Raw genomic sequence first — 23135 nt, 5'->3', positions numbered from 1 at the left:
CTCTGTCCCGTACCAAGACGGAGACAGCGCAGATGCCACAGACCACTTCCAACCGCTCCGAGAACGAATCGTCCAGCCCGCGCTGGCTAGCCCTGGACGGCCGCGTGTGCGTGGTGACGGGCGCCGGCAGCGGCATCGGCGCCGCCATCGCCCAAGCCTTCGCGGCGGCCGGCGCACAGGTGGCGCTGGTGGACCGCGACATCGCCGCCGCGCGCCGCGTGGCCGGCGCGCTGGCCGAACAGGGCACCCGCGTGCTGGCCGCCGAATGCGACATCGCCGACGAAGCCGCCGTGCTGGCCGCCGCGCAGCAGGTGCGCACGCAGCTCGGCCCCGTCGCCGCGCTCGTCAACAACGCCGGGCTGCTGCGCCCCGGCACGCTGGCCGCGGTCTCCGTCGCCGAGTGGAACGCCGTGCTCGCCGTGAACCTGACCGGCTACCTGCTCTGCGCCCGCGCCTTCGGTGCCGACATGCTGGCCGCCGGCCGCGGCAGCATCGTGCACGTGGCCTCGGTCTCCGCGCTGCACCCACAGACCGCCAGCGGCGCCTACAGCGCGAGCAAGGCCGGCGTGCGCCTGCTGTCGCGCCAGCTCGCGGCCGAATGGGGGCCGCAGGGCGTGCGCAGCAACGTGGTCTGCCCCGGCATGGTCCGCACGGCGCTGTCGGCCCGGTTCTATGCCGAGCCCGGCTTCGAGGCGCGTCGCGCCGCGGCCACCGCCAGCCGGCGCATCGGCGAGCCGCAGGACATCGCCGATCCCGTGCTGTTCCTGGCCAGCGAACGCGCGGCCTACGTCAACGGCGCCGAGCTCGTGGTCGATGGCGGCCTGTCCTGCATGCTGATGGACATGGTGCCGCGCCCCGGCTTCAACGACGACGCGGCCCACGCCGCCTGAGCGCGGCCCGCTCCGCCCCCGCCCTTCCCCGTTCGGTTTTTCGTTCCGCATGCCCCGGGCATGCGGTGGCTTCGCGCACCCCAAAGGAGACAGCAGCATGCACACATCCGCCTCCATTCCACAGGACCTGCTCTGCGACCTGCTGGTCGTCGGCTCGGGCGCCGGTGGCCTGTCCACCGCCATCACGGCCAAGAAGCTGGGCCTGGACGTGGTCGTGGTCGAGAAGGCCCCGGTCTTCGGCGGCACCACGGCCTTCTCGGGCGGTGTGCTGTGGATCCCCGGCAACCGCCACGACCCCGCGGCCGGCGACCGCGCCGCCATGGAAACCTACCTGCGCGACCAGACCGGCCCCTTCTTCGACGCGCAGGCGGCCGCCGCCTTCCTCGACCACGGCCCCGCCATGCTCGCGTGGTTCGAGCGCGAGACGGCGGTGCGTTTCGTGCCCACGCTGTACCCCGACTACCACCCCGACGCGCCGGGCGGCGCGCAGGTCGGCCGCTCCATCCTGGCCGCCCCGTTCGACGCCAGCCAGCTCGGCGCCGAGCTGGCCCGGCTGCGCCCGCCGCTGGAAACCATCACCTTCATGGGCATGATGTTCAACTCCTCGAACGCCGACCTCAAGCACTTCTTCCGTGCCACGAAGTCCGTGGTCTCGGCGCTGTACGTCGCACGCCGCCTGGCCGCGCACTTCGTGGACATGCTGCGCTACCGGCGCGGCGTGCAGGTGACCAGCGGCAACGCGCTGGCGGCGCGGCTGGCCAAGAGCTGCTTCGACCTGGGCATCCCGATCCACACCGGCGCCGAGGTGCGCGAGCTGCTGCAGGCCGAGGGCCGCGTCACCGGCGCCCGCGTGCAGCTGCAGGGCGGCGAGCTGCGCATCGGCGCGCGCCGCGGCGTGGTGCTGGCCTGCGGCGGCTATGCGCACGACCTGGCGCGCACCGCGCAGCGCTACCCGCACCTGGCGCGCGGCGGCGAGCACCTCTCGCCCGTGCCCGCGGAAAACACCGGCGATGGGCTGGCCCTGGCCGAGCGCGTGGGCGGCCAGGTCGACACGCGCTTTCCCGGCACCGGCGCGGCGGCCTGGATGCCGGTCTCGCGCGTGCCGCTGCCCGGCGGCCGCACGGGCGTGTTCCCGCACCTGCTGGACCGCTACAAGCCCGGCGTGATCGGCGTGCTGCGGGATGGCCGGCGCTTCACCAACGAATCGGATTCGTACCACGACGTGGGCGCCGCGCTCATCGCGGCCTGCGCCGGCCAGCAGGAGACGGCGATGTGGCTGGTCTGCGACCAGGCCACCATCGCCAAGTACGGCCTGGGCTACGCCAAGCCGGCGCCCATGCCGCTGGGCGGCCTCATCCGCAAGGGCTACCTGTTCAAGGGCCGCACGCTGGCCGAACTCGCCCAGGCCACGGGCATCGACGCCGCCGGCCTGCAGGCCACGGTGCAGGCCTACAACACGGGCGCCACGCAGGGCGAGGACCGGCAGTTCGGCCGCGGCGGCAACGCCTTCAACCGCTACCTGGCCGACCCGCTGCACCGGCCCAACCCCTGCGTGGCGCCGGTGGCCCAGGGGCCGTTCTACGCCGTCAAGCTGCTGATGGGCGACCTGGGCACCTTCGACGGGCTGCGCACCAGCGTGGTGGGCGAGGTGCTGCGCGCCGACGGCAGCGCGGTCTCGGGGCTGTACGCCGTGGGCAACGACCGCGCCAGCATCATGGGCGGCAACTACCCCGGCGCCGGCATCACGCTGGGCCCGGCGATGACCTTCGGCTGGCTCACGGCGCGCCACATCGCGGGCGCGCTGCCGGCCACGGCAGCGGTGCCGCAGGAGCAGCGCCATGCCGCATAGGCCCCTGGTCGACCACCGCGTCTACACCATCCGCCTGCGCCGCATGGGCGAGTTCCTGGAGGTCTTCAACCGCCTCGCCATGCCCGTGCTGCTGCAGACGCTGGAGCACCCGCTGGGCTTCTACCTGAGCCAGGTCGGCCCGCAGAACCAGTTCGTGCACCTGTGGGCCTACGAGAGCCTGGCCGACTACGAGCGCCGCAGCCAGGCGCGCGACGCGCACCCGGATTTCCCGGCCTACCTGGCCGCCTCTGAGCACCTGATCACGGCGCAGGAGACGCGCCTGGTCCGCGCCGCCGCGATGCCGGCCTGGCCCGGCCGCTGAACCTCCCCCCAACCACCGGAGACACGCCATGCACATGCACCCCACCCGCACCTCCCGCCGCACTTCGCGCCGCACCTGGCTCCGCGCCACGGCCGCCGCCTGCCTGCTCGCCGCGGGCAGCGCCAGCGCGCTGGCCCAGGACAGCTGGCCCGCCAGGCCGATCCGCTTCGTCGTCGGCTTTCCGGCCGGCGGCACAACCGACGTCATGGCGCGCGTGGTCGGCCTGCCGCTGCAAAAGGCCCTGGGCCAGCCCATCGTCGTGGACAACAAGCCCGGCGCCAGCGGCAACATCGCGGCCAGCGAGACCATCCGCGCGGCGGCCGACGGCCACACCTTCATGGTCGCGCCGATCTCGGTGCAGACCGCCAACCCGGCGCTGTTCAAGCCCGCGCTGAACCCCGGGCGCGACCTGCGGCCCGTGGGCAGCCTGGGCTATGCGCAGCTCTACCTGGTGGTCCGCAAAGGCCTGCCGGCCAGCAGCACGGCGCAGCTGGTGGCCATGGCCAAGGCCGCGCCCGGCAAGCTCAGCTACGGATCGGGCGGACCCGGCACGCAGATGCACCTGGTCGGCGAGCTGTTCAAGCAGCAGGCCGGCATCGACGCGGTGCACGTGCCCTACAAGGGCGCGGCCCCGGCGCTCCAGGACATCCTGGCCGGCCAGATCGACTACTACTTCGATCCGGCGACGGGCTTCTCGCACATCCGCGAGGGGCGCGCCCGGCTGCTGGCGGTGAGCGGCACGCGGCGCTCGCCGTTCTTCCCCGATGCGCCCACGCTGGCCGAGGCCGGCATCCCGGGCGTGGAACTGGGCAACTGGTTCGGCCTGTTCGCGCCGGCCAAAACACCGCCGGCCATCGTGGAGCGCATGGCCGCCGAAGTGGCCAAGGCCCTGCAACTGCCCGAAGTGCGCCAGCGCTTTGCCGAGCTGGGCGTGGAGGCCATCGCGCAGGACGCTGCCACCTTCGGCAAGACCATCGCCGACGAGGAGGCCGTGCTGGCCCAGCTGATCCGCGCGCGCGGGATCGCGGTGGACTGATGGCTCAGGCGCGCGCCGCGGCCCAGCGTGCGCGGGCTTCGGGCGACCAGACCTGCGCCGGGTCGTAGAACTCGGGCACGGCGAGCACGCCCTCGGGCAGCGGCAACCAGGCTTGGCGCGTGGAGGTGAAGATGTGCACGTCGGGCGGCAGGCGCGCGGGCGCTTCCAGCGTGCCCACGCGCACGAAGCAGATGCGCTCGCCGGAGTTCGGGTAGTGGCTCCAGAGCGCCACCTGGCATTGCGGGCAGCGCGCGATCTTCTGGCCTTGCCGCTGGCCGAGGGCGTCACGACCACATGGACCTCGCCCTGCAGCAGCGTCACGCGCGCGGCCTCGACCACGGCATTGACGACGAAGGGCCCGCCGCTCTCGCGCTGGCACCAGCTGCAATGGCAGGCGTGCACGATCATCGGTGCCGATTCCATGCGGTACTGCACGAAGCCGCAGCTACAGCGGCCTGCGTAGGTGTCCGGGGCCTGTGCCATCGCGTCAGTCCAGCTGGATCTTGCGGTCGCGGATCAGCTTGATCCACTTCTCGTTGTCGGCCTTCACGAACGCAGCGAACGCGTCGGGCCCCTGGTAGTGCACCTCGGCGCCGGCCGTGGCGAACTTGGCCTGCACGTCGGGCATGGCCAGCACCTTGGCCAGGCCGGCGGCCAGCTTGTCGACCACCTCGCGCGGCATGCCGGCCGGCCCGACCAGGCCCTGGAAGCCGATGGACTGCACGCCGGCCAGGCCCTGCTCGGCCACGCTGGCGACGTCGGGCAGCTGCGGATCCCGCTTGGCGCCCGTCACGGCCAGGGCCTTGAGCTTGCCGCCCTTGACCTGCGGCAGCAGCACGGTGCCCGCGTCGATCAGGATCTGGGTCTGGCCGCCGATCAGGTCCTGCACGGCCGGCGCGCTGCCCTTGTAGGGCACATGCGTGAGGTCCAGGCCCGTGACCTGGTTCAGCAGCTCGCCGTTCAGGTGCGTGGACGAGCCCTTGCCGGCCGAGGCGAAGTTGACCTGCCCCGGGTTGGCGCGGGCCCAGGCCACGAACTCCTTGAGGTCGCGCGCCGGGTGGTCAGGCCGCGTGACGGCGATGTAGCTGCCCTGGCTGATCTGGCCGACATAGGTGAAGCTGCGCAGCGGGTCGTACGGCATCTTGGCCTGCAGGTAGGGCGCGATGGCGAACGGGCCGGTGTTGGCCAGCAGCAGGGTGTAGCCGTCCGGCGCGGCGCGGGTCAGCTCGGTGGCGGCCAGCAGGCCGCCGGCGCCGGGCTTGTACTCGACGACCATCTGCTGGCCCAGCAGCTCCTGCAGCGGCACCTGCACGGTGCGTGCCGCGAAATCGATGCCGCCGCCGGGCGGAAAACCGACGATGAGCTTGATGGGTTTGGCCGGCCAGGCCTGGGCCTGGGCTTTTGCGACGGGTGCGAGCGCGCCGGCCGCCAGGCCCAGCAGCAGTGCGCGGCGTTGTGGATGGGGCATGTCTCCTCCTGGTTCTGGGTGTTCGGCCAGCATAGCAGCGCCCCCGCGCCGGGCCGCCGACAATGGCGCCCCCGCCTGCACCACCGCCTTTTCCCCAAGATGACCCAGGATCTCTTCCGCCAGGACGCCCGCCTGCGCCAGACCGGCGCCACCATCACCGCCGCCGGCCCGCAAGGCATCGTGCTCGACCGCACGGTGTTCTACCCGCTGGGCGGCGGCCAGGCCGGCGACACGGGCTGGCTGCTGCTGGCCGATGGCCAGCGCCTGGCGATCGCCGACACGCGCAAGGGCAAGGACGCCGAAGGCCGGCCCACGGCCGCGATCTGCCATGTGCCGTCGTCCGGCCAGGACGACCTGCTGGCCCTGTGCATCGCCGGCACGCCCGTGACGGCCGAGATCGACTGGGAGCGCCGCCACCGGTTGATGCGTTTCCACACCACCACGCACCTGCTGTGCCACCTCGTGGCCCTGCCCGTGAACGGCTGCTCGATCACGGCCGATGCGGCGCGGCTGGACTTCCACACCGACCAGCCGCTGGACAAGGAGGCGCTCAGCGCCGGCATCGCACGCCTGGTCGGCGCGGCGCTGCCGGTCAGCGTGGGCGAGATCACCGAAGCCGAGCTCGACGCCAACCCGGCCCTGGTCAAGAGCATGTCGGTCTCGCCGCCGCGCGGCACCGGTGCCGTGCGCACCATCCGCATCGGCGCCGGGGAACTGATCGACCTGCAGCCCTGCGGCGGCACGCATGTGGCCAACACCGCCGAGATCGGCGCCGTGGTCGTGACCAAGATCGAGAAGAAGGGCGCCATGGCGCGCCGCGTGGTGCTCGGATTCGCGGCATGACGGGGTGGAACTTTGCGGGCGCAGGGCGCTCCCATCTGCGCCTTCGCACCCCATCCATGCCGCAACACCCTGCCCTCGCCCTGCTGCTGGCCACAGGCTTCGCCCTGGCCGCCCCAGCAGCGCTGGCCGACGCCGCCGTCGTGACCACGCCCCAGGTGCGCGCCGAGCTCGTGGCGCTGGCGCCGCAGGGCGTGGCGCCTGGCCAGCCGGTGTGGGTGGGCCTGTCCATCACACACAAGCCCGAGTGGCACACCTACTGGAAGAACCCGGGCGATTCGGGCCTGCCGACCGAGCTGCGCTGGCAGCTGCCGGCCGGCGTGCAGGCCGGCGAGATCGCCTGGCCCGTGCCGCACAAGATCCCGATCGGCCCGCTGGCCAACTACGGCTACGAGAACACCGTGCTGCTGCCCGTGCCGCTGACCGTGGGGCCGGACTTCCAGGCCCGGGGCGGGCAGCTGAAGATCAAGCTCAGCGCATCCTGGCTGGTCTGCCGCAAGGAGTGCATTCCCGAAGAGGGCGAGTTCACGCTGGACCTGCCCGTGCAGGGCACCACCGCCTTGCACCAGGCCGCGTTCGACGCGGCCGCCGCCGCCCATCCGCAGGCCTTGCCCGCGGGCAGCACGGTGGACATCGTCGACGGCAAGACCCTGGCCGTGGCCGTGCGCGGCCTGCCGGCCGCGCTGCAGGGCCGCACGCTGGAGTTCTTCCCCGAAACGGCAGAGGTCATCGAAACCGCGGGCGCCTGGACCCAGGCCTGGGACGGCGCGGTCTGGACCGCGCGCGTGCCGCTGTCGGACCAGCGCAGCCAGAGCCCGGCCGTGCTGCCCGTGGTGCTCGCGCTGGACGCCGACGGCCGGCGCCAGGCCTGGCGCACCGAAGCCGCCGTGGCCGGGCCCTGGCCGCAGGGCGCGGCCGTCGCGACGGTGTCGCCCGCGCTGAGCGCCGCGCTCCAGGCCAACGCAGCCGCCCAGCAGCCCGTCGACGCGGGCCGGCCGATCGGGCTCATCGCCGCGCTGGCCGGCGCGCTGCTGGGCGGGCTGATCCTGAACTTCATGCCCTGTGTGTTCCCGGTGCTGGCCATCAAGATGCTGGGCTTCGCGCGCCATGCCGGCGAACGGCGCGCGCTGCGGCTGCATGGCCTGGCCTACAGCGCGGGCGTGGTGCTGTCCTTCGTGGCGCTGGCCGGCCTGCTGCTGGGCCTGCGCGCGGCCGGCGAGCAGCTGGGCTGGGGTTTCCAGCTGCAATCGCCGGGCGTCGTGGCGGCGCTCGCCGTGCTGTTCACGCTGCTGGGGCTGAACCTGGCCGGCCTGTTCGATTTCGGCCACCTGCTGCCCTCGCGCCTGGCCACGGCCCAGGCGCGCCATCCGGTCGCCGATGCCTTCCTGTCCGGCGTGCTGGCCGTGGCCATCGCCTCGCCTTGCACGGCACCGTTCATGGGCGCCTCCATGGGCGTCGCCGTGGGCCTGCCGACGGCCCAGGCGCTGGCGGTGTTCGCGGTGCTGGGCCTGGGCATGGCTCTGCCCTTCCTGCTGGCCAGCCTGGCGCCGGCCGTGGTGCGCTGGCTGCCGCGGCCCGGCCCGTGGATGGACGTGTTCCGCCGCTGCATGGCCTTCCCGATGTTCGCCACCGTGGCCTGGCTGGTCTGGGTGCTGGGCCAGCAGACCGGCATCGACGGTGCCGCGGCGCTGCTGCTGCTGCTGGTGGCACTGGCGGCCGTGGTCTGGGCGCTGGGCCTGGCGGGCCGCGCGCGCTGGGTCATGGGAACGCTGGCACTGCTGCTGGCCGTGGGCATGCTGGGCCTGTTCGGCCCCGCCGTGCTGCGCCCGGTGGAGGCCGCCACGCCCGTGGCCGCCGCTGGTGCGCGCTGGCAGCCCTGGGCGCCCGCACAGGTGCAACAGGCGCTGGCCCAGGGCCGGCCCGTGTTCGTGGACTTCACGGCCGCCTGGTGCGTGACCTGCCAGTACAACAAGCGCACGGCACTGGCCGACAAGAGCGTGCTGGCCGACCTGGAGACCAAGAACGTGCGGTTGCTGACGGCCGACTGGACCCGGCGCGACCCAGCCATCACTGCGGCGTTGCGCGAACTGGGCCGCAGCGGCGTGCCGGTCTACGTGCTGTACCGCCAGGGCAGCGCGCCCGTGGTGCTGTCCGAGATCCTGAGCGTGGCCGAGCTGCGTGCGGCCATCGCGAGCCTGTAACCACCACCCTGAAGGAGCCGATCCGATGCCATCCCTGGTCCGTCCCCTCCTGCAGCGCCGCACGGCCCTGCTGACCTCCGTTGCCGCCTGCCTCCTGCTGGCGGCTGGCACCGCCCAGGCCGCAGCCGCCGTCGGCCAGCCCGCACCCGCCTTCACGCTGACCGACACCAGCGGCAAGACGCGCACGCTGGCCGAGTTCAAGGGCAAGACCGTGGTGCTCGAATGGACCAATCCGGGCTGCCCCTTCGTGCGCAAGCACTACGACAGCGCCAACCTGCCCGGCCTGCAAAAGGAGTTCACGGGCAAGGACGTGGTCTGGCTGGCCGTCAACTCGACCGAGAAGGCCGCCTCCGACTACCTGCCGCCGCAGCAGCTGGCACGCTGGATCCAGGACAAATCCGGCGCGCCCACGGCCACGCTGATGGACGAGGAAGGCACCGTGGGCAGGGCCTACGGCGCGCGCACCACGCCGCACATGTACATCGTCAATCCGCAGGGCACGCTGGTCTACGCGGGTGGCATCGACTCCATCGCCTCGGCCCGCGCCAGCGACATCAAGACCGCCACCAACTACGTGCGCCAGGGCCTCGACGAGACACTGGCCGGCAAGCCCATCAGCCAGGCGCAGACCCCGCCCTACGGCTGCACCATCAAGTACAGGAGCTGAGCCGTCCGTGCGGCGGCCGCGACAGGCCGGCGTCAGAGGGGGCTGTTAGCATCGCGCGCTGCTTTCGCCGGGGCGTGAGGAACGCCCCCTTATCCTGCATGTCTCCCGGCCAACACGCCGCCTCCTTCTTGCGACGCCACGGGCCGGCGGGCCTGGCCCTGTCCATGCTGCTCGCCCTCGTGCCAGCCACTCCGGCCAGGGGGCAGCCCATCGGGCTGGATCTGCGCGAGACCGTGACCCGGGTGCTGGCCTACACGCGCTGGCCCGCCCCCCCCGATCCCCTGCGCGTGTGCTTCGTCGGCGCCAGCCCGCATGCCGAACGCCTGCAGCAGCAAGGCATCGTCTGGCCGGGCGGTCCCGTGCTGCTGCGGCGGCTGGAAGCCGGCCAGGCCGTCGCAACCCAGTGCGACGTGCTCTACATCGGCGCGCTCGAGACGCCCCAATGGCAGCAGCTGACGCAGGAACTGGACGGCCAGCCCGTGCTGACGCTGTGCGAACGCTCGACCCCGTGCCTGGCCAGCGGCATGGTGCGGCTGGACATCGAGCCTGCAGGACAGGCCGTGCGCTTCGAGATCAACCTCGATGCGCTGGCCCGCGGCAAGGTGCGCATCCATCCGCAGGTTCTGCGCCTGGGCCAGGAGCGCAAGCCATGAGCCGCGACCGGCCGCCGCATGCCGACCCTGCCGGAGCCCCCGCCGTGACCGCCGGCATGCCCACGCAGCCGGCGCGCCGCAGCCTGCTGCAGACGCTGCGGCGGGCCCATGTGCGCGTGGCCAGCATCAGCATGGCCGCCGTGGGCCTGGCGCTGCTGCTGGCCGCCGTGCTGGCGCTGCGCACCTATGCCAACAACCACCTCGAACTGGTGGCGCGCTCCATCGCCTACTCGGTCGAGGCGGCGGTGGTGTTCAACGACCGCGTGGCCATCATGGAGCAGCTGGCCGTCATCGCGCAGCGCGAGTCGCTGCGCGAGGCCGAGTTGCGCGACCAGGCCGGCCATGTGCTGGCGCGCTACGCGCTTGCGGACCGGCAGCACGCCGACGCGCTGCTCGAGGCCGCCGGCGAGCCGTTGGGCCGCCTGCTGATGCCCGCCCCCACCGTGGCCCCGGTGCTGGACCGCGGCCGCCAGATCGGCGAAGTGCGCCTGCGGGGCGACGGTGCGGTGTTCGCCCGCTTCCTGGCCACCGCCGCGGCCGGCATCGCGCTGTGCCTGGTGTGCGCCGGGCTGGGCCTGCGCCTGCTGTCGCGGCGCATCCAGCGCGACATCGTGGAGCCGGTGGACGCCTTGATCGCGATGACCCACCGGGCGCGTGCGCAACGCGGCGGCATGCAGCGCGCGCCGGCTTCGCAGATCGCCGAGTTCCACGCACTGGGCGAGGACTTCAACGCCCTGCTGACCGAAATCGAGATGCAGCAGGCCCAGCTGGCGCAGGAGAACCGCTCGCTGACGCACCTGGCCAACCACGACAGCCTGACCGGCCTGTACAACCGCGCCTACTTCAGCCGCCGCCTGGCCCGGATCCTGCAGGACGCCCAGATCCAGGGCGGCAACATCGCCGTGCTGTACATGGACAACGACCGCTTCAAGGAAATCAACGACCACTACGGCCACGCCGTCGGCGACCTGCTGCTGATCGAGGTGGCCACGCGCATCCGCGCACAGCTGCGCGAGGGCGACACCGTGGCACGCCTGGGCGGCGACGAATTCGCGGTGCTGCTGGCGCCGGTGCACCACCCGCAGGACGCGCTGCGCATCGCCGACAAGATCAACGCCGCCGTGGCGCTGCCCCTGTCCGAGCGCCACGAGCGCATCGTGCCCTCGGTCAGCATCGGCATTGCGCTGTATCCCGAGCACGGCCAGACCGCCGACCAGCTGCTGCGCGCAGCCGACCGTGCCATGTACGAAGCCAAGAAGAGCGGCCGCGGCACCAGCCGCCTGTTCGAAGGCGCCTATGTCGTCAGTGACATTTCGGAGTTGTGATGGAACTGCATTGGATGGCCTCGCGCCGCGCCTGCCTGCTCGGCGCCGCCTGGGGCAGCGCCTGGCTGCTGGCAGCCTGCGCCGCACCGCCCGCACCGCCTGCACCGGCGCCGAGCCGGGATGCGCAACTGCAGGCGCTGGGCTTTCGCCCCACCGACGAAGGCTGGGAACTCTCGATCGCGGGCCGGATGCTGTTCGACAGCGATTCCGACATGCTGGACACGGAGGGCCAGGCCATCGCCGAGCGGCTCGGGCGCCAGCTGACCCAGCTGGAGATCACGCGCGTGCGCATCGAAGGCCATGCCGACAGCACCGGCAGCCAGGCCTACAACCTGGCGCTGTCGCTGCGGCGCGCCCAGGCCGTGCAGCGTGCCATGGTGGCCGCCGGCCTGCGCGGTGCCGAGATCCAGACCCTGGGCCTGGGCAAGGCCGCGCCCGTGAACGACAACCGCACGCCCGAGCAGCGCCAGCAGAACCGGCGCGTGGCCATCGTCCTGCCGGCGCAATGAGACGCCGCGCCTCAGCGCGCGCCGAAGATCGCCGTGCCCACGCGCACCAGCGTGCTGCCCGCGTCGACGGCGGCCTCCAGGTCGGCCGTCATGCCCATGGACAAGGTGTCGAACGCCGTCCCGCCGATGCCGGCAGCGCGCACCTGCTCGAACAGGGCCCGCGCACGCGCGTGCACGGCGCGCTGGGCCTGAAAGCCGCTCTGCGGCTCGGGAATGGTCATGAGCCCGCGCAGCGCCAGCCGCGGCAGGGCGGCCACCGCGCGCGCCAGCGCCAGCGTCTCCTCGGGCGCGACGCCGGACTTGCTGGCCCCGCCATCGATGTTGACCTGGATGCAGACCTGCAGCGGCCCGAGCTCGGCCGGCCGCTGCTCGGCCAGCCGCTCTGCGATCTTGAGCCGGTCCACGCTGTGCACCCAGTCGAAGTGGGCGGCGACCACGCGGGTCTTGTTGCTCTGCAGCGGCCCGATCATGTGCCACGCGACCGCCGCCGGGCGCCCGCCTTCGGCCTCCCAGGCGCGCAGCGCCTCGATCTTCTGCACGCCCTCTTGCACGTAGTTCTCGCCGAAGGCGGCCTGGCCGCCGGCCATGGCCTCCAGCACGCTGGGCAGCGGCATGGTCTTGGAAACGGCCAGCAACTGGACGCTGTCCGCCGGCCGTCCGGCGCGGGCGCAGGCTGTGGCGATGCGGTCACGCACTTGCTGGAGATTGTTACGTATGCTCGTCATAATTAGTTAAGCAAGAGTACCAAATCCACACCCAAGGATTCCTGTGGACATCACCCAGCTGCTGGCCTTCACGGTCAAGAACAAGGCGTCGGACCTGCACCTGTCGGCCGGCCTGCCGCCGATGATCCGCGTGCATGGCGACGTGCGCCGCATCAATGTCGATCCGCTGGACCACAAGACGGTGCATGGCATGGTGTACGACATCATGAGCGACAGCCAGCGCAAGCACTTCGAGGAGTTCCTGGAGATCGATTTCTCGTTCGAGATCGAGGGCCTGTCGCGCTTCCGGGTCAACGCCTTCAACCACAACCGCGGCGCGGGCGCCGTGCTGCGGACCATCCCCTCCAAGATCCTCACGCTGGAGCAGCTCAACGCGCCACGCATCTTCGGCGAACTGGCGCTCAAGCCACGCGGCCTGGTGCTTGTGACCGGGCCCACCGGCTCGGGCAAGTCGACCACGCTGGCCGGCATGGTCAACCACCTCAACGAGAGCGAGTACGGCCACGTGCTGACGATCGAAGACCCGATCGAGTTCGTGCACGAGTCCAAGAAGTGCCTGGTGAACCAGCGCGAGGTCGGGCCGCACACGCTGTCGTTCGCGGCCGCGCTGCGTTCGGCGCTGCGCGAGGACCCCGACGCGATCCTGGTCGGCGAACTGCGCGACCTGGAGACCATCCGCCTGGCCATGACCGCGGCCGAGACCGGCCACCTGGTGTTCGGCACGCTGCACACCTCCAGCGCGGCCAAGACCATCGACCGCATCATCGACGTGTTCCCGGCCGAGGAGAAGGAGATGGTGCGTGCCATGCTGTCCGAATCGCTGCAGGCCGTGATCTCGCAGACCCTGTGCAAGACCAAGGACGGCCAGGGCCGCGTGGCGGCGCACGAGATCATGCTGGGCACGCCAGCCATCCGCAACCTGATCCGCGAGGCCAAGGTGGCGCAGATGTACTCGACCATCCAGACCAGCCAGGCCGCCGGCATGCAGACGCTGGACCAGAACCTGACCGACCTGGTGCGGCGCAACGTGATCTCGCCGGCCGAGGCGCGCGGCAAGGCGAAGACGCCCGAGAACTTCCCCGGATGAGCGGGCGGCGCGGAAGCGGGCCCCATGCGTAGCTGGTTCGGTTCCCTGCGCGGTGCATGGCCGGCACGCGAACGCACGGCCGATGGCGCCGAGCCGGGGCTGTTCGCCGCCGCGCAGCCCGGCCCGGGCCACGACGAGGCGGTGATGGTGCCCTGGGAGACACGCGCCACCGAGATCGGCGCGCGCAGCATCCCCTCGGGCGCGGCCATCGCCAAGCTGCAGGCCTTGTGGGCGCGCGACCGCAACATGTCGCGCCTGGAGGCGCAGGACATCGGGCAGATGGAGCGCTTTTTCCGCTTCGTGCGGGTGGGCAGCGGCCGCGTCGTCATCCACCAGCACGAGTTTGGCAACTTCATGGTGGTGCTGCTGCAGGGCAGCATCGCGGTGGACCGGCGCCAGCCCTGGGGCGAGCTGCTGCGGCTGGCCGAGAGCCGGCCGGGCGAGATCCTGGGCGAAATGTCGCTGCTGGACAGCGGCCAGCGCTTTTCCGCCTGCACCAGCTTGACCGACTGCGAGATCGCCGTCCTGCCCGCCGACGGCCTGGACGAGATGATGGGCAGCGACCCGCGGCTGGCGGCGGCGCTGATCGCCCTGCTGGCGCGCAAGCTGTCGTTGCGGCTGCGTGCCGTCAACGCCCGCCTCACGGACCGCCCGAACCAGGAAGCCCCCTATGGAACGCGATCAGGCCAGTAAGTTCATCAGCGACCTGTTGCGGCTGCTGATCAGCCGCGGTGGCAGCGACCTGTTCGTCACGGCCGACTTTCCGCCCGGCATCAAGGTGGACGGCAAGATCGTCAAGGTCTCGGCGCAGCCGCTGCTGCCGGCCCACACGATGGCGCTGGCGCGCGCCATCATGAACGACAAGCAGGCGGCCGAGTTCGAGCGCACCAAGGAGTGCAACTTCTCGATCTCGCCCGGCGGCATCGGCCGCTTCCGGGTCAACGCCTTCTTGCAGCAGGGCAAGGTCGGCCTGGTGCTGCGCGTGATCCCGGCCACGGTGCCCACGCTGGACGGCCTCGGCGTGCCCACCGTGCTCAAGGACATCGCGATGACCAAGCGCGGCCTGTGCATCATGGTGGGCGCCACCGGCTCGGGCAAATCCACCACGCTGGCGGCCATGGTGGACTGGCGCAACGAGCACTCGCATGGCCACATCATCACCATCGAAGACCCGGTCGAATTCGTGCACCCGCACAAGAACTGCGTGGTGACGCAGCGCGAGGTGGGAATCGACACGGAAAGCTGGGAAGCGGCGCTCAAGAACTCGCTGCGCCAGGCGCCCGACGTGATCCTGATGGGCGAGATCCGCGACCGCAGCACCATGGACCAGGCCGTGGCCTTCGCCGAGACCGGCCACCTGTGCCTGGCCACGCTGCACGCCAACAGCGCCAACCAGGCGATGGACCGCATCGTCAACTTCTTCCCCGAGGAGCGGCGCACGCAGCTGCTGATGGACCTGTCGCTGAACCTCAAGGCCATCGTCTCGCAGCGCCTGGTGCCGCGCCAGGACGGCAAGGGCCGCATCGCTGCCGTGGAGGTGCTGCTGAACTCGCCGCTGATCGCCGACCTGATCTTCAAGGGCGAGGTGGCCGAGATCAAGGAGGTCATGAAGAAGAGCCGCAACCTGGGCATGCAGACCTTCGACCAGGCCTTGTTCGACGCCTTCGAGAGCTACCTGATCACCTACGAGGATGCGCTGCGCAACGCCGACTCGCTGAACGACCTGCGCTTGCAGATCAAGCTCAACAGCCAGCGCGCACGCAGCAACGACCTGGCCGCCGGCACGGAGAACCTGACCATCCTCTAGCCCGGCGCGAACGCCGCCTGCAGGTGCGCCAGCATGGCGCGGATGCGCGGGGCGCGGTGCTGCTCGGCCAGCACCACGGCCTGGATGCTGTGCTCGCCCGGGTCCACAAGCTGCGCGAGCACGGGCTGCAGCCGCCCCTGGCGCACCAGCGGCTCGGCCACCAGGTCGTTCAGGCTGGCAATGCCCGCGCCGGCCAGCGCCATCGCCACGACGGCCGCGCTGCAGTCGGCCCGCAGTTGGCCCTGCACGGCCAGGCTGCCCTCCGCATGGAAGGACCACAGGTTGTGGCCCGGCACCGCGGTGTTGCCGATGAGTGTGTGCGCGGCCAACTCGGCCACGCTGCGCGGTGCGCCGTGCCGGTCGAGGTAGTCCGGCGCGGCGTACAGGCGCCGGCCGTAGCGCGCCAGCGGCCGCACCACATGGTGGCCGGCCGGTGCCACGCCGGCCCGCACCGCGATGTCGATGCCTTCGTCGGCGATGCGGGCCAGGCGGTCGCCCAGATGCAGCTCGACCTGCAGCCCCGGATGGCCGGCCCGCAGGGCCGGCAGGCTGGGCACCACGATGTACTCGGCCAGCAGGCGGCTCAGCGCGAGCCGGAGCAGGCCCGCGACGGCCGTGCGGCGTGGCGCGAGGCTGGCCTGCAGCGCGCGGCGCTCGGCCAGCATGCGTTGCGCGTGTGCGAGGAACAGCGCGCCCTCGTCGGTGAGTGCCAGGCCATGCGTGCTGCGGTGCGCCAGGCGCAGCCCACAGGCGGCCTCGATGCGGCCGAGCGCGCGCGACACATTGCTGCTGGCCACGCCGCGCTCGCGCGCGACCTCGGACAGCGAACGCGTCGCCGCGATCCGGTCGAACAGCTCGAAGTCCTCGAAGCCCAGCTGGTCCATGCTTGTGCGTGCCATGCACAAGCATTGTGAGCGCGCGGGCGTTTCGGCTACGGCGCACGCCGGGCACAGTCAAAGCTCTTTCAAGGAGAACTTCATGCCCTTCGTCCGCATCGACCTTCCCGACACTGTCTCGCAAGAGGACGCGCAAGCGCTCGGCGACGCCGTCCACCAGGCGCTGGTGGCCAGCTTCGAGGTGCCGTCCGACGACCGCTTCCAGGTGCTCGCGCGCCACCCGCCCGGCGCGCTGGTCTGCACCCCGGCCTACCTGGGCGTGCAGCACTCCGCGCGGGTGGCGCTGGTGCAGATCACCTGCTCGTTCGGCCGCACGCTGGCGCACAAGCGCGCGCTCTACGCCGGCATCGCGCAGAACGCTGCGCAGGCCGGCTTCGCTGCGGCGGACCTCATCGTCCACCTGGTCGAGACCGCGCGCGAGAACTGGTCCTTCGGCGAAGGTGTGGCGCACTACGCGCCCACGGCTTCCTAGAATCGCCGGTCTACTCTGGAGCAAAGAATCCGCATGGCTTCCACCAATCCGCGCAGCTACACCACCACACCAGCCCGCAACGTCGCCTTCCTGGGCCTGGGCGTGATGGGCTTTCCCATGGCCGGCCACCTGGCCCTGGCCGGCCACCAGGTCACCGTCTACAACCGCTCGGCCGCCAAGGCCCAGGCCTGGGCCGATGAGTTCAAGGGCAGGACCGCCGCCACGCCGCGCGAGGCCGCGGCCGGCGCCGACATCGTGTTCTGCTGCGTCGGCAACGACGACGACCTGCGCTCCGTCGTGCTCGGCCCCAATGGCGCCTTCGCCGGCATGGGCAAGGACACCGTGTTCGTGGACCACACCACGGCCTCGGCCGACGTGGCACGCGAACTGCACGGCAAGGCGCGCGAGGCCGGCCTGCACTTCGTCGATGCACCGGTCTCCGGCGGCCAGGCCGGCGCGCAGAACGGCATGCTGACCGTGATGTGCGGCGGAGATGCCGAACCGTTCGCCCGCATCGAGCCCGTGGCCCAGGCCTTCTCGCGCTCCATCGTGCTGCTGGGCGCCAGCGGCTCGGGCCAGCTGGCCAAGATGGTCAACCAGATCTGCATCGCCGGCCTGGTGCAAGGCCTGTCCGAGGCCGTGGCCTTCGGCCAGCGCGCCGGGCTGGACATGGAACAGGTGCTGGCAGTCATCAGCAAGGGCGCGGCCCAGAGCTGGCAGATGGAGAACCGCGGCAAGACCATGGTCGAGGGCAAATTCGACTTCGGCTTTGCCGTGGACTGGATGCGCAAGGACCTGGGGCTGGTGCTCGACGAAGCCAAGCGCAACGGCGCACGCCTGCCCGTCACGGCATTGGTGGACCAGTTCTACGCCGACGTGCAGCAGGCCGGCGGCAACCGCTTCGACACCTCCAGCCTGATCACGCGGCTCAAATGAAAAAGGGCGCCTTGCGGCGCCCTGCTGTGCGGCAAGCCGGCTTACTTGGCCGGCTGCTGGCCCAGACGGGCCAGCTCTTCCTCGGTCAGCGTCTCGAAGACGCGCACGACCTTGGCCACGTCCTTCACGCCGCGCGCGATCTCGGTCGCGCGGTTGGCCTCACGCGTCGTCACGCGGCCCATCAGGTAGACCACGTTGCGCTCGGTGACGACCTTGAAGGCATTGGCCTGCAGGTCCTTGGCGTCGATCAGCGAGGCCTTGACCTTGCTCGTGATGAGCAGGTCGGTGGAGCGCTGCGTGAGCGCCGCCGGGATGCCCACGGCCAGATCGTTGACCACGGAGCTCACGTTCTCCACCTTGGCGACGATCTGCTCGGCGCGCTGGATGTCCTCGGTGCGCGCCACCTCGCCGGTCAACAGCACCTGGCGGTTGTAGCTGGTCACGCTGACACGCGCGTTCTCGCCCAGCGCTTCCTTGATGCGGTTGGCGCCGCGCAGCTCGATGCCCTGGTCTTCCAGTTGGGCACCCGAGGTGCGGCGGTCCATCGCAACCATCACGCCGCTGGCGAACCCACCACCGACCACCAACGGCACGCAGGCCGACAGACTGGCCACCAGCGTGGCCGCGGCCAGCACCATCGGCACGACGCGCTTCAAACTCACCTTCATAGACTTGTTTCCTGGTCACCTAGCAATTGGGAATCCACGCCGTCGCACAGGCAGTGCAGCGTGAGCAGATGCACCTCCTGGATGCGAGCCGTGCGCTCGTGCGGCACGCAGACGTGCACATCGGTCTCGCGCAGCGCGCTGGCCATCTTGCCGCCGCCGCGCCCCGTCAGCGCCACCACCGTCATCTCGCGCGCATGCGCGGCCTCGACGGCCGCGAGGATGCTGGGCGAATTGCCGCTGGTGGAAATCGCCAGCAGCACATCGCCGGCCAGGCCGAGCGCACGCACCTGACGGGCGAACACCTGCTCGTACGAATAGTCGTTGGCGATCGCCGTGAGGATGGAACTGTCGGTGGTCAGCGCGATGGCGCCGAGCTCGGGCCGCTCGCGCTCGAAGCGGCCGACGAACTCGGCCGCGAAGTGCTGGGCGTCGGCGGCAGAACCGCCGTTGCCGCAGGCCAGCACCTTGCCACCGCTGGTCACGCTGACCAGGATAGCCTGCACGGCCGCCGCGATGGGCTTGCTCAAGGCCTCGGCCGACTGGTACTTCAGGTCGGCGCTGTCGATGAAATGCTGTTGGATGCGTTGCTCTAGCATGGGGCGGTGATGATACCCCTGCGGTTTTCCCTGCTGCAGCCGGGGTGAGCAGGCTTGTAACAGCCTCAATCGGCGTCGAACGCCGCCTGCAGCCATTGCGGCCCGCCCGGCTCCAGCACCACCACGTCGAAGCGGCAGGGCGGCGGCGTGGCCAGCTGCATCAGGTAGTGGCGCGCCGCGAACACGATGCGCCGCCGCTTGGCAGCACCAATGCTGGCCGCGGCGCCGCCATGCGCCAGGCTGGCGCGGCGCCGCACCTCGACGAACACCACGGTCCCGTCGGGCGCGCGCATGACGAGGTCGATCTCGCCGCCGCCGCGGCCCGGCGTCCGATAATTGCGCGCCAGAAGACGCAGCCCGGCGCGCTGCAGATGTGCCAGCGCCGCGGCCTCGGCCGCGTCGCCTGCCTGCTTCGTGGTCGGCCCGCTGGCCGCACCCTTCCAGAGGAATCCCATTGAGCGCTTCTTTCGCCTTGGCGCTGCGCGCCGCCCATGAGGCCGCAGCAACACAGCATTACCCGCAGGCCGCACTCTACGTGGTCGCCACACCGATCGGCAACCTGGCCGACATCGGCCTGCGCGCGCTGCATGTGCTGCAGCTGGTCGACGCCATTGCCTGCGAGGACACGCGCCACACGCAGAGCCTGCTGCGCGCCTATGGGCTGGAGCGGCCCGGCGCACAGCTGATGGCGGCCCACCAGCACAACGAGGCCGAGGCCGCCCAGGCCGTGCTGGCCCGGCTGCAGCAGGGCCAGCGCGTGGCCTACGTCAGCGATGCCGGCACGCCCGCGCTGAGCGACCCCGGCGCGCGCCTGGTGGCGGCCGCGCGCGCGGCCGGTTTCGCCGTGGTGCCGCTGCCGGGCGCCAGCAGCGTGACCACGGCCCTGTCGGTGGCCGGCATCGCCGAGGACGCGGCCTTCGTGTTCGCGGGCTTCCTGCCCAGCAAGGCCGGCGAGCGCGATGCCGCGGTGCAGGCGCTGTCGGCCGACGCGCGCGCCGTCGTGCTGCTGGAGGCGCCGCACCGCATCGAGGTGCTCGCGCGCGCGCTGGCGGCATTGGGTTCGCGGCCCGTGACCGTGGGGCGCGAGTTGACCAAGCAGTTCGAGGAGATCGCCACGGTCGCGGCGCAGGATCTGCCAGCCTGGCTGGCCGCGCAGGCCACGCGCACGCGCGGCGAGTTCGCGCTGGTCGTCCACCCCGCTCCGCCCAGTGCAGCGCCGGTCGAAGACCTGCGTGTGCTCAAGCTGCTGCTGCCCGAGTTGCCACTCAAATCCGCCGTGCGCCTGGCCGCCGAGATCACGGGCCAGCCACGCAATGCGCTGTATGCGCAAGCCCTGCGGCTCAAGCCGCAGCGGGACGAAGAGGCGGGGGAGAACTGAAAGACTTGGTGCGGCTGGCGGGGATCGAACCCACGACCCTTGGCTTCGGAGGCCAATACTCTATCCACTGAGCTACAGCCGCGACCGGGCGCCATTGTAGCCACGCGTTGGCACCGACTTTGGCCGCAGGCCGTGCGATCGGATCAGGGGCTTGGAGGATCCGCCGGCCAGTCGCAACTGGCCGAGTGCGCCGGCGCCGGGCTGCCGTCGGCCTGGCGCAGCCGCGCGTACAGCTCCAGCCGCACCGGCCGGCCGGCGTCGACATGGACGCGGAACTCGACGTGGCGGACATCTGCCGCACACGGCAGGCGCTGGTAGCCCCAGACGAAGCTGTGCTCGCCGCGCGCCGTGGCGCCCTGCGCCTGCTGGGCCATGGCTGCGGGCTCGAACACGCCACCGGCCGTCAGGCGCGAGCGCACGCGCACACGCCAGCCCGCGCCCATGAGGCTGGTCTCGCGGTAGGCCAGGAAGGCATGCGCCTCGCCACTGACCAGGTCGCGCGCTTCCAGGTAGGCGAGCGTGTCGTACCGGGTCCAGCGGTCCGACATGGGCGCGCGCAGCCGCGCCGGGTCCTCGGGCGGATCCAGGCCCGGGCTTTGCATGGCAGACAGGGGCAGCGGCGACATCGCCGCCCATGGTGGAAAGGCGCTGTTTCAGTGCGGTTGCAGGCGCACGGAGACTTGTTTCACTTGTTGCGCTGCACCTGCTCGCGCAGGCCCAGGCCGACCAGGTGCAGCTCCAGCATCTGCTCGCCCAGGGTCGGCAGGTCGAAAGCCGTGGTGTCGAGCAGCCAGTTGAAGATCAGTCCGTCGATGGTGGCGTGCAGGCCGGCTGCCGCCACTGCAGCCGGCAGGCGCAAACGCTGGCCACGTTGGCGCGCCGCCAGCCGCAGCGCGCGCCCGATGTCGTCCACGCACTGGTTGCGCACGCTGAGGTGGCGCGCACGCACGGCGTGCAGCTCGTCCACGTACTCGACCTTGTGCGTCGCGATTTCGACGACGCGGCGCAGCTGCGGGTCATCGCGCATCAGCACCAGTGCATTGCGCAGGGACTCCTTGAGACCCACGAGCGGATCGACACCATTTGTTGCAACCTGCTGCAGCGATTGCTCCAGCGGCAAGGTGACCCGCTCCATCATGGCGTTGAACAGGTCGGCCTTGTCCTTGAAGTGCCAGTAGATCGCGCCACGCGTGGCGCCGGCCTCGGTGGCGATGTGTTGCAGCGAGGTCTGCGACACCCCATTGCGGTGGAACAGCCGCTCGGCCGCATCGAGCAGGCGGTGGCGCGTGGCCTGGGCCTCTTCCTTGGTACTGCGCGCCACCATTTCCTCCTTGGCAAAAGACCGTTGTGCCCGGCGAGGGCAATATACATTCATCATTGTATGTAAGTAAGCTACACTCCGGCGGCGTTTGGGGGTCCTGGGATCGGCGGCCGACGCTCAGCCGGCCATCGCCTGATCCACCATCCCACCCATTTCCAAGAAAGAGACCGGAGCCTCCGCAGCGGCGGCGGTTGCGGCGTTGTGTTGTTGTCTGAGGAAGGAATCGCATGTCTGCGTTGCGTCTTGGTTCCCTGAATGTCGTGGCGGCACCGCTGCGGCCCATCGTGTTGGCCGTGGCCGTGTTGCTGGTCGCCTGCGGCCAGGGCGACAAGAAGGCCGAAGCACCGGCCAAGGCCGGTGGCGGCATGCCGGCACCCGAGGTCGGTGTCGTGGTGGCCACGCCGGGCGACATCGGCCTCGTGACCGAGCTGCCGGGCCGCCTGGAAGCCTCGCGCGTGGCCGAAGTGCGTGCACGCGCCGCCGGCATCCTGCAGCGCCGTTTGTTCAAGGAAGGCAGCGACGTGAAGGCCGGCCAGCCGCTGTTTGCGATCGACGCCGCGCCCTACCAGGCCACCTACCAGAGCGCGCAGGCCCAGGTGCTGCGTGCCCAGGCCGCCGTGACCCGCACCACCGAGGTGGCCAAGCGCTACGAGCCGCTGGTGGCCGCCAATGCCATCAGCAAGCAGGACTACGCCGATGCGGTGGCCGCACGCGTGCAGGCCGAGGCCGACCTGGCCGTGGCCAAGGCCGCGGTGCAGACCGCCAAGATCAGCCTGGACTACGCGGCCGTGACGGCACCGATCTCCGGGCGCATCGGCCGCGCCCTCGTGACCGAAGGCGCGCTGGTGGGCCAGGGCGAGTCCACGCCGCTCGCGGTGGTGCAGCAGATCAACCCGCTGTACGTGAACTTCACGCAGTCGGCCAGCGATGCGCTGCGCCTGCGCCGCGCCATGGAAGCCGGCACGCTCAAGCGCGCCGGCAACGGCGAGGCCGCCAGCGTGCGCATCGTGCTGGAGGACGGCAGCACCTATGCCCAGAGCGGCAAGCTGCTGTTCACCGACCTGACCGTGGACGCGACAACAGGCCAGATCACGCTACGCGCCGAAGTCCCCAACCCCAAGGGCGACCTGCTGCCGGGCCTGTACGTGCGCGTGCAGATCGAGCAGGCCCAGGCCAGCAACGCCATCGCGGTGCCGCAGCAGGCCGTCACGCGCGGCGAGAGCGGCAACACGCTGACCGTGGTCGGCGAAGGCGGCAAGCTGGAGAAGCGCCAGGTCAAGATCCAGGCCGGCCAGAACAACCGCTGGATCGTGACCGAAGGCCTCAAGGCCGGCGAGCAGGTCATGGTCGACGGCTTCCAGAAGCTGCAGATGCTGCCACCGGGCACGCCGGTCAAGGCCGTGCCCTGGCAGCCCCCGGGCCAGGCCCCGGCACCCGCGGCCTCGGCCGCCGCACCCGCCGCGGCCCCCAAGCAATAAGAAGCAAGGCA

Annotated in this window: 25 protein-coding genes, 1 tRNA gene and 1 pseudogene; 17 read left to right on the top strand and 10 right to left on the bottom strand. The window is 71.3% G+C overall.

The genetic code is table 11. The features are described 5' to 3' along the window. The first annotated feature begins 32 nt into the window (after positions 1–32). From ACSQ4M_RS09550 to ACSQ4M_RS09535, 4 genes are all read left to right on the top strand, one after another. Positions 33–890 carry an SDR family NAD(P)-dependent oxidoreductase gene (locus ACSQ4M_RS09550; RefSeq protein ID WP_436189331.1) on the top strand — a complete coding sequence of 286 codons (858 nt, stop codon included), beginning with the start codon at positions 33–35 and terminating at the stop codon, positions 888–890. Positions 891–987: 97 nt separating this feature from the next. Continuing rightward, a complete protein-coding gene (locus ACSQ4M_RS09545; RefSeq protein ID WP_436189330.1) occupies positions 988–2739 on the top strand; it encodes an FAD-dependent oxidoreductase in 1752 nt (583 codons plus the stop codon). Further along, entirely contained in the window at positions 2729–3061 is a 333-nt protein-coding gene (locus ACSQ4M_RS09540) for an NIPSNAP family protein (RefSeq protein WP_436189329.1), read from the top strand. Before ACSQ4M_RS09545 ends, ACSQ4M_RS09540 begins: the two co-directional genes overlap by 11 nt. Before the next feature lie 28 nt (positions 3062–3089). After that, entirely contained in the window at positions 3090–4097 is a 1008-nt protein-coding gene (locus ACSQ4M_RS09535) for a Bug family tripartite tricarboxylate transporter substrate binding protein (RefSeq protein WP_436189328.1), read from the top strand. A gap of 4 nt (positions 4098–4101) precedes the next feature. On the opposite strand, the pseudogene ACSQ4M_RS09530 reads toward ACSQ4M_RS09535, so the two are convergent. After that, positions 4102–4580: pseudogene (locus ACSQ4M_RS09530) on the bottom strand (GFA family protein). Positions 4581–4584: 4 nt separating this feature from the next. After that, positions 4585–5565 (bottom strand): Bug family tripartite tricarboxylate transporter substrate binding protein, encoded by a 981-nt coding sequence (locus tag ACSQ4M_RS09525; RefSeq protein ID WP_436189327.1) that lies wholly within the window; start codon positions 5563–5565, stop codon positions 4585–4587. 99 nt (positions 5566–5664) lie between these two features. On the opposite strand from ACSQ4M_RS09525, the gene ACSQ4M_RS09520 reads away from it, so the two are divergent. The 6 genes from ACSQ4M_RS09520 (at position 5665) to ACSQ4M_RS09495 (ending at position 11760) form a co-directional block, all read left to right on the top strand. Further along, positions 5665–6408 (top strand): alanyl-tRNA editing protein, encoded by a 744-nt coding sequence (locus ACSQ4M_RS09520; RefSeq protein WP_436189326.1) that lies wholly within the window; start codon positions 5665–5667, stop codon positions 6406–6408. A 56-nt stretch (positions 6409–6464) separates the two neighbouring features. Next, positions 6465–8606 (top strand): protein-disulfide reductase DsbD family protein, encoded by a 2142-nt coding sequence (locus ACSQ4M_RS09515; RefSeq protein WP_436189325.1) that lies wholly within the window; start codon positions 6465–6467, stop codon positions 8604–8606. A 25-nt stretch (positions 8607–8631) separates the two neighbouring features. Next, the gene (locus ACSQ4M_RS09510; protein WP_436189324.1) at positions 8632–9273 is read left to right on the top strand and encodes a thioredoxin family protein; all 642 of its coding nucleotides are present in this window, start codon (positions 8632–8634) and stop codon (positions 9271–9273) included. Positions 9274–9437: 164 nt separating this feature from the next. Further along, positions 9438–9926, top strand: a complete 489-nt coding sequence (locus ACSQ4M_RS09505) for a YfiR family protein (RefSeq protein ID WP_436189323.1) — start codon at positions 9438–9440, stop codon at positions 9924–9926. Beyond that, positions 9923–11251 (top strand): diguanylate cyclase domain-containing protein, encoded by a 1329-nt coding sequence (locus ACSQ4M_RS09500; RefSeq protein ID WP_436189322.1) that lies wholly within the window; start codon positions 9923–9925, stop codon positions 11249–11251. The genes ACSQ4M_RS09505 and ACSQ4M_RS09500 overlap by 4 nt, the downstream gene beginning before the upstream one ends. Then, on the top strand, positions 11251–11760 hold the full coding sequence (locus tag ACSQ4M_RS09495; protein WP_436189321.1) for an OmpA family protein: 510 nt from the start codon (positions 11251–11253) through the stop codon (positions 11758–11760). Before ACSQ4M_RS09500 ends, ACSQ4M_RS09495 begins: the two co-directional genes overlap by 1 nt. An 11-nt stretch (positions 11761–11771) precedes the next feature. Here ACSQ4M_RS09495 and ACSQ4M_RS09490 read toward each other — a convergent pair whose 3' ends face one another. After that, on the bottom strand, positions 11772–12485 hold the full coding sequence (locus ACSQ4M_RS09490) for a YggS family pyridoxal phosphate-dependent enzyme (RefSeq protein WP_436189320.1): 714 nt from the start codon (positions 12483–12485) through the stop codon (positions 11772–11774). A 43-nt stretch (positions 12486–12528) separates the two neighbouring features. Between ACSQ4M_RS09490 and ACSQ4M_RS09485 the strand changes: the two genes are divergently transcribed. Genes ACSQ4M_RS09485 through ACSQ4M_RS09475 form a run of 3 tightly spaced genes read left to right on the top strand, consistent with a single transcriptional unit; the run spans position 12529 to position 15379 of the window. Next, on the top strand, positions 12529–13572 hold the full coding sequence (locus tag ACSQ4M_RS09485; RefSeq protein ID WP_056663793.1) for a type IV pilus twitching motility protein PilT: 1044 nt from the start codon (positions 12529–12531) through the stop codon (positions 13570–13572). Positions 13573–13596: 24 nt separating this feature from the next. Further along, the gene (locus tag ACSQ4M_RS09480) at positions 13597–14265 is read left to right on the top strand and encodes a cyclic nucleotide-binding domain-containing protein (protein WP_436189319.1); all 669 of its coding nucleotides are present in this window, start codon (positions 13597–13599) and stop codon (positions 14263–14265) included. Then, positions 14243–15379 carry a PilT/PilU family type 4a pilus ATPase gene (locus tag ACSQ4M_RS09475; protein WP_436189318.1) on the top strand — a complete coding sequence of 379 codons (1137 nt, stop codon included), beginning with the start codon at positions 14243–14245 and terminating at the stop codon, positions 15377–15379. Before ACSQ4M_RS09480 ends, ACSQ4M_RS09475 begins: the two co-directional genes overlap by 23 nt. Here the strand turns inward: ACSQ4M_RS09475 and ACSQ4M_RS09470 are convergent. Beyond that, positions 15376–16278: a LysR family transcriptional regulator gene (locus ACSQ4M_RS09470; protein WP_436189317.1), complete on the bottom strand. Its 903-nt coding sequence runs from the start codon at positions 16276–16278 to the stop codon at positions 15376–15378. The two genes, ACSQ4M_RS09475 and ACSQ4M_RS09470, sit on opposite strands and share 4 nt — an antisense overlap. Before the next feature lie 79 nt (positions 16279–16357). Here ACSQ4M_RS09470 and ACSQ4M_RS09465 point away from each other — a divergent pair, with 79 nt between their 5' ends. Continuing rightward, positions 16358–16747, top strand: coding sequence for a tautomerase family protein (locus ACSQ4M_RS09465; protein ID WP_436189316.1), 390 nt, complete (start codon positions 16358–16360; stop codon positions 16745–16747). Positions 16748–16780: 33 nt separating this feature from the next. Then, complete coding sequence (locus ACSQ4M_RS09460) at positions 16781–17683, top strand: NAD(P)-dependent oxidoreductase (protein ID WP_436189315.1); 903 nt, start codon at positions 16781–16783, stop codon at positions 17681–17683. Positions 17684–17724: 41 nt separating this feature from the next. Here the strand turns inward: ACSQ4M_RS09460 and ACSQ4M_RS09455 are convergent, their stop codons facing one another. From ACSQ4M_RS09455 to ACSQ4M_RS09445, 3 genes are all read right to left on the bottom strand, one after another. Continuing rightward, a complete protein-coding gene (locus tag ACSQ4M_RS09455; protein WP_436189314.1) occupies positions 17725–18351 on the bottom strand; it encodes a BON domain-containing protein in 627 nt (208 codons plus the stop codon). Continuing rightward, the gene (locus ACSQ4M_RS09450; RefSeq protein WP_436189313.1) at positions 18348–18947 is read right to left on the bottom strand and encodes a phosphoheptose isomerase; all 600 of its coding nucleotides are present in this window, start codon (positions 18945–18947) and stop codon (positions 18348–18350) included. The genes ACSQ4M_RS09455 and ACSQ4M_RS09450 overlap by 4 nt, the downstream gene beginning before the upstream one ends. 65 nt (positions 18948–19012) lie before the next feature. After that, positions 19013–19402 carry a YraN family protein gene (locus tag ACSQ4M_RS09445; protein ID WP_436189312.1) on the bottom strand — a complete coding sequence of 130 codons (390 nt, stop codon included), beginning with the start codon at positions 19400–19402 and terminating at the stop codon, positions 19013–19015. Here ACSQ4M_RS09445 and rsmI point away from each other — a divergent pair. Next, positions 19402–20325: a 16S rRNA (cytidine(1402)-2'-O)-methyltransferase gene (rsmI, locus tag ACSQ4M_RS09440; protein WP_436189311.1), complete on the top strand. Its 924-nt coding sequence runs from the start codon at positions 19402–19404 to the stop codon at positions 20323–20325. The genes ACSQ4M_RS09445 and rsmI overlap by 1 nt on opposite strands. A 6-nt stretch (positions 20326–20331) precedes the next feature. On the opposite strand, the gene ACSQ4M_RS09435 is transcribed toward rsmI, so the two are convergent. From ACSQ4M_RS09435 to ACSQ4M_RS09425, 3 genes are all read right to left on the bottom strand, one after another. Continuing rightward, a tRNA-Arg gene (locus tag ACSQ4M_RS09435) sits at positions 20332–20407 on the bottom strand. 61 nt (positions 20408–20468) lie between these two features. After that, complete coding sequence (locus tag ACSQ4M_RS09430) at positions 20469–20927, bottom strand: hypothetical protein (RefSeq protein ID WP_436189310.1); 459 nt, start codon at positions 20925–20927, stop codon at positions 20469–20471. A gap of 83 nt (positions 20928–21010) precedes the next feature. Further along, complete coding sequence (locus tag ACSQ4M_RS09425; RefSeq protein ID WP_436189309.1) at positions 21011–21649, bottom strand: TetR family transcriptional regulator; 639 nt, start codon at positions 21647–21649, stop codon at positions 21011–21013. A 224-nt stretch (positions 21650–21873) separates the two neighbouring features. Here ACSQ4M_RS09425 and ACSQ4M_RS09420 point away from each other — a divergent pair, with 224 nt between their 5' ends. Further along, complete coding sequence (locus ACSQ4M_RS09420; RefSeq protein WP_436189308.1) at positions 21874–23124, top strand: efflux RND transporter periplasmic adaptor subunit; 1251 nt, start codon at positions 21874–21876, stop codon at positions 23122–23124. Positions 23125–23135 lie beyond the last annotated feature (11 nt).

The sequence above is a fragment of the Pseudorhodoferax sp. LjRoot39 genome, from assembly GCF_964253035.1.
In the GTDB taxonomy this organism is placed as follows: Bacteria; Pseudomonadota; Gammaproteobacteria; order Burkholderiales; family Burkholderiaceae_C; genus Pseudorhodoferax.
This window is presented reverse-complemented; position numbering and strand designations above follow the sequence as displayed.